The organism is Acidovorax sp. KNOB132 (assembly GCF_057541515.1).
Genome location: NZ_BAAJYT010000243.1, coordinates 1 through 5,350, shown reverse-complemented (window position 1 = coordinate 5,350; position 5,350 = coordinate 1). Strand labels below are relative to the sequence as shown.

General features: G+C 66.9%; 5 protein-coding genes. 2 read left to right on the top strand and 3 right to left on the bottom strand.

Annotated features, from left to right (window positions below):
• Positions 1 to 2,956, top strand: a 2,956-nt coding sequence (locus tag AC27IO_RS19970; protein WP_498740383.1) for a sensor domain-containing diguanylate cyclase, incomplete at its 5' end; no start/stop codon positions are given.
• 115 nt (positions 2,957 to 3,071) lie between these two features.
• Here the strand turns inward: AC27IO_RS19970 and AC27IO_RS19965 are convergent.
• From AC27IO_RS19965 to AC27IO_RS19955, 3 genes are all read right to left on the bottom strand, one after another.
• A complete protein-coding gene (locus tag AC27IO_RS19965) occupies positions 3,072 to 3,650 on the bottom strand; it encodes a hypothetical protein (RefSeq protein ID WP_284430277.1) in 579 nt (192 codons plus the stop codon).
• 100 nt (positions 3,651 to 3,750) lie between these two features.
• Complete coding sequence (locus AC27IO_RS19960) at positions 3,751 to 3,969, bottom strand: CsbD family protein (RefSeq protein ID WP_272565861.1); 219 nt, start codon at positions 3,967 to 3,969, stop codon at positions 3,751 to 3,753.
• A gap of 210 nt (positions 3,970 to 4,179) precedes the next feature.
• Positions 4,180 to 4,803, bottom strand: a complete 624-nt coding sequence (locus AC27IO_RS19955; RefSeq protein WP_272565862.1) for a phosphoadenosine phosphosulfate reductase domain-containing protein — start codon at positions 4,801 to 4,803, stop codon at positions 4,180 to 4,182.
• 184 nt (positions 4,804 to 4,987) lie between these two features.
• Here AC27IO_RS19955 and AC27IO_RS19950 point away from each other — a divergent pair.
• A partial coding sequence (locus tag AC27IO_RS19950; protein WP_498740380.1) for a sigma-70 RNA polymerase sigma factor region 4 domain-containing protein occupies positions 4,988 to 5,350 on the top strand: 363 nt, incomplete at its 3' end.

Below are 5,350 nucleotides of genomic sequence, written 5' to 3'. Positions count from 1 at the left end.
CGTGATCGACCGGGTGCCGCGGCGCCTGTCCGGAACGCAGCGGGAGGCGTTGCAACGCCTGTCCAGGCAGGTGGTCAGCCAACTGGAGGCCCGCCAGGGCCGCCGGGAGGCCCAGATCCAGGCGGGCACGCTGGGCCGCCTGCTGGAGGCCATGCCCGATGCGGTCGTCTCCTGCGGCTCCGATGGACTGCTGGGCGAGTTCAACCACGTGGCCCGGGCCTGGCACGGCACCGACCCCCGGTCCCTGCCGCCGAGCGAGTGGGCCGAGCATTTCGACCTGTTCGAGGCCTCTGGCTCACGGCTGCTGGCGACCGGGGACATCCCGCTGCTGGCCGCCTGGCGGGGCGAGACCGTGCGCGGGTTCGAGCTGGTCATCAAGGCCAAGGGCCAGCCGCCGCGGTCGGTGCTGTGCAACGCTTCGCCTTTGTTCTACGCGGACGGCACCAAGATGGGCGCGGTGTGCCTGATGCACGACGTGACGGCACTGCGCGCCGCCACCCGTGCCGCCACGATCGCGGCCCAGCGCTTTTCGGGCGCCTTCAGCGCCGCCACCCATGGAATGGCCCTGGTCGCCACCACGGGCCACTGGATCGAGGTCAACGACGCGCTGTGCGGCATGCTGGGCTACTCGCGGGACGAATTGCTGCGCATGGATTTCCGGCGTCTCACCCACCCGGACGATCTCATGTCCCACCGCGACCACATCGACCGCCTGGTCCGCAGGGAAACGCAGAACTACCAGTTGGGCAAGCGCTACCTGCGCAAGGACGGCGAGACGGTGTGGGCCCATCTGGCGGTCTCGCTGGTGCGGGACGAATTCGACCAGCCCCTGCATTTCGTGGCCCAGATCCAGGACGTCACGGAGCAGCGGTCCATGGAAGAGCGCCTGCGCGACAGCGAGCGCCGCATGCGCAGCATCCTGGAAGACACGGAGGACGCCTTCATCGTGGCCGATGAGGACGGCCAGATCCTGGAGTGGAACCGCGCAGCCCAGGCGATGTTCGGCTGGCGCCGGGCCGAGGTGCTGGGGCGCCCGATGGCCGAGACCATCCTCGCCCCGGCGATGCGAACGCGCAGCCTGGCGGCGCTCATGGCCAACGAGGGCGCCCGGGCCCGCAGGCAGCTTCTTCCGGGATGGCACCGCGACCAGCACGAGTTTCCGATGGAGATCACCCTCAGCCAGGTGCAGCTGGAATCGTCCCGCATCGTGACAGCCTTCATGCACGACATCAGCGAGCGCGTGGCGGCCGAGCAGCAACTGCGTCGAAGCGAGGCCCAGTTGCAACTGATGGCCGACAGCGTGCCCGCACTCATCGCGCACGTGGGCGCGGATTTGCGCTACCAGTTCGCCAACAAGGCCTATGCCGCATGGTTCGGCAAGGACCCCGCGCAGATCGTGGGCCGCCCCATGGATGAAATCCTGGATTCGGCGCATTTCGCCAAGGCCTGGCCCTACACCTGCCGCGTGCTGAAAGGCGAACCGGTGCAGTTCGAGGCCGAGGTCGCCAACGCCGCCGGCGAAACCCGGGTCATGTCCGCCAGCTACATCCCCGACGTTCAGCCGTTGGAGCCGGACCGCCCACCGGCGCCCGCAGTCGGGTTCCACCTCACGGTGACGGACATCACCGTCCACAAGGATTACGCCAACAGGCTAGCGATCAGCGCCGCGCGGCTGGAGCGGGCCCTCGAAGGGGCCCAGCTGGGCCTGTGGGAACTGAACATCGAGGCCATGACGCTGCAGGTGGACGCCCGCGGATCGGCCATGCTGGGCTTCGGCCCCAGCGAGGTGACCAAGACCGTGCCCGAATGGACGGCCGTGCTGCACCCTCTCGACCAGGAGCCGAACGTGGCCGCGTTCCGCCGGCATCTCGGCGGAATGACGGAAACCTACGAGAACGAGTTCAGGGTGCAGGGCCCGCAGGGGGCCTGGATCTGGCTGTTCTCCCGCGGCAAGGTCATCCGGCGCAGCGCCACGGGCGCGCCCTCCAAGGTCATCGGCACGTTCATGGACATCACCCAGCGCAAGCTTGACGAAGAGGCGCTGGCGCGCGCGGCCCTGCTGCTGCGGCAGTCGGGGGCCATGGCACGCGTGGGAGGCTGGACGCTGAATCCGGCCACGGGCGAGGCGGCCTGGACGGACGAGGTCTACCGCATCCACGACCTGGAGCCGCAAACCACGCCGGACCTGTCGCAGGCGCTGAACTACTACACCGAAGCGTCGCGCCCCCTCATCAGCGCGGCCGTGCAGCGGTGCATGGAAGACGGCACGCCGTGGGACCTGGAGCTGGAAATGATCTCGCACAAGGGGCGCCATCTCTGGGTGCGTGCGCAGGGCGAGCCGACCTACCAGGACGGCCGGATCGTTCAGTTGAGCGGGGCCTTCCAGGACATCACCGAGCGAAAGCACTCGGAGCTGCAACTGCAGCGCCTGAACGCCACGCTGGCGGAGCTGTCCTATACGGATGCCCTCACGGGATTGGGCAACCGCCGCCTGTTCGACGAGGCATTGAGCGCCGAGTGGGGCCGGGCGCGCCGGCAGGACGCATCCGTGGCCCTGCTGATGATCGATATCGACCACTTCAAGCACTACAACGACATGCACGGGCACCAGGCCGGCGACGAATGTCTGCGCCAGGTCGGCACCGTGCTGCAGGGGGCGTTGTTCCGGGCGCACGAAAAGCCGATGCGCTACGGGGGTGAAGAGTTCGTGGTGCTCCTGCCGGGCACCACGGGCGACGAGGCGCAGGTCGTGGCCCAACGGGTGCTGCAGGCGTTCGACCATGCCGCCCTCCCCCATGGCGCTTCGCCCCTGGGCCCGCACGTCACCTTGAGCATCGGCGTGGCGGCCCTGCAGCCCACGGCGGAAATGACAGAAAAGCAATTGGTGCGCGACGCGGACCAGGGGCTCTACCAGGCCAAGGCCGCCGGACGGGCGCGTTGCATGCGGTGGCGCTGAGCGAACAGCCCCCCACTGAGGCGGCCGCAAAGCAAAAAGGCTTCGCACTGCGAAGCCTTTTTTGCTTTTGGCACCCCAGCCGTTCATCCGAACGCGGGGGTGGCCATAACCTGTTTTACTGGTTGTAGACGCGCTTCAGATCGGCAACGCACTTGTCCTTGACGTCACCGTTCATGGCATCGCAACGCTCCTTGGCGGCCTTGTACTCGGCTTCGCGCTTTTCTTCAGCGGCGTCCTTCTTCACTTCGGCGACCTTGGCGTCCTTCTTGGCCATGTTGTCCGAAGGCTTGGCCTGGGCGCGAGCCACCTTGGCGTCTTCCTTGGCCTTCACGTGGGCGGCCTTGGCATCCTTCACGCAGACGTCCTTGGCATTGCCTTGCTGGTCATCGCACTTTTCCTTGGCGACGTCGTAGGCGGCGTCAGCGCGGGCTTCGTTCACCTTGTAGGTGGCCTTGTCGCTGGGCTTGTACTGGGCTTCCAGCTCGGCCTTGGCGACCTTCTCGGCACCCTTGGCTTCCTTCATGCAGACGTCCTTGGCGTTGGCCGTCATGCTGTCGCACTTCTGCTTGTTCATCTTGTAGTCGGCAGAGATGCGGTCCTTGGCGGCGCTGTGCTCTTCCTTGGTCATGGCCATGCCGCTGGTGGCGAGAAGGCCGGCGGCCACGATGGCCAGAAGATTGCGTGCGTGTTTCATATTTTTCTCCTCAATGTCTGTAGGGGGGTGCGGTTGTCGATTTGCCTTGTGGCAGCACGGCGAACACCGCTGGTTTTTAAAAGTGGGAAAGGCCCGGGATTTACTTGTCGAAACGGAATTCGGGGTGGCGGTCCTGCCAGGACTTCAGTTCCTTCTCGGCGGCATCCTTGGCCAGACCCTGGCGCTCTTGCAGCTTGCCCAGGAACTGGTCGCGCTTGCCGGCTGCCACGTCAAGATCGTCGTCCGTCAGCTTGCCCCATTGCTCCTTGATCTTGCCGGTGAATTGCTTCCAGTTTCCCTTGACGGTGTCTTCATTCATGGCACAAGTCCTCTTGGTTATTCGCTTCAGCCCTCCACTCCGAGACGGTTTGGAACCCTGGCTGGATGCGATGGACGAACTGTAAAAGTGCCCCCTCGGGGCAGGCGTAGTCATCCGGGGGCAGCACGCGTCAGCCCAGGCCTACGGTTGATAAGGACAAAAAAAAAGGGGCGTGCAGTGCACGCCCCTTTCGGCTATGAGCCCATGCGCTCAGTGCGCCAGATGCAGCCCGCATTCGCGGTTGTCCTCGCCCTTCGTCGGGTCCACGTAGTCGAAGTTGTTGGGCAGTTGGTGGGCCACGAGGTATTCGTACAGGTCCTTGGACGACCAGTGCAGCAGCGGTGCGACCTTGAGCAGGCCGTCGGGGTTGATGCTCACCGGGTCCATCTGCGCGCGCACGGCCGTGTCGGTGGCGCGCAGCGCGGTGAACCACACTTGCGGCGCGGTCTCGCGCAGCGCGCGGGCGAAGGGCTCGAGCTTGACCTCTTCGGTGAAGGCGGCATGCCGCGGATCGTCGAGCGCGGGCACCGGGCCTTCGACAGCCTCGCGGTGGGCGCGCGAGCGGCGTGGCAGGTAGATCGACAGGTTCAGGCCAAGCTGCCGGGTCACCTCGTCGGCGAACTGGTAAGTGGCCTCGGTGTTGTAGCCGTTGTCCATCCACACCACCGGCACGTCGGGCCGGGCCCGCGTGACCATGTGCAGGATGACGGCCTCGAACGGCCGGAAATTGGTGGTGACGATGGTGGGCCGGCCCAGGCCCACGGCCCAGTCCACGAGGCCCTGGGCGTCCTTGCCGAGTTCGGCGTTGATTCTTGCGAGGTCGATGCTGCTCATTCCATGCTCCAACGGGACCGGGCGCGAGCGGCCCGGTGGGACGGGCGATTGTGCCTTTTGCGCCGCAGGGCCGCAGCCGGCCGGCCACGCGCCCCTGCCGCCCGGCGGGGCACCGGAGCGCCGCAGTACGGCAAAAATACAACAATAAGAATCATTCCCATTCTCTTTTTATAATCGGCGTTCCATGCCGCACCCCGCCTCGCTTCCTCCGCCGCCCGAGCCCCTGCTGGCCGCCCTGGTGAAGCACTACGAAGACCTGGTGGGGTCGCTGCGGCACCGCTTCGGGGACGAGTGCTTTCCGCGCGAGATCGTGAACGACCTGTGCGTGCGGCTGCTCGAGCGCCCGGTGCCCGGCGAGATCGCCAATCCGCTCGCGTTCCTGCGCTGCGTGGCGCGGGACCTGGCCATCGACCGCTACCGCGCCCAGGCCCGGCGCCGCGAGACGGCGCACGAGCACCCCGAGGCGGACGCCCCCGTCCCTTCGGCCGCGCCGCTGTCGCCGCCGGACTGGCGCTGGCCGCCCACCAGCGCCAGCGGGCGCTGCTGG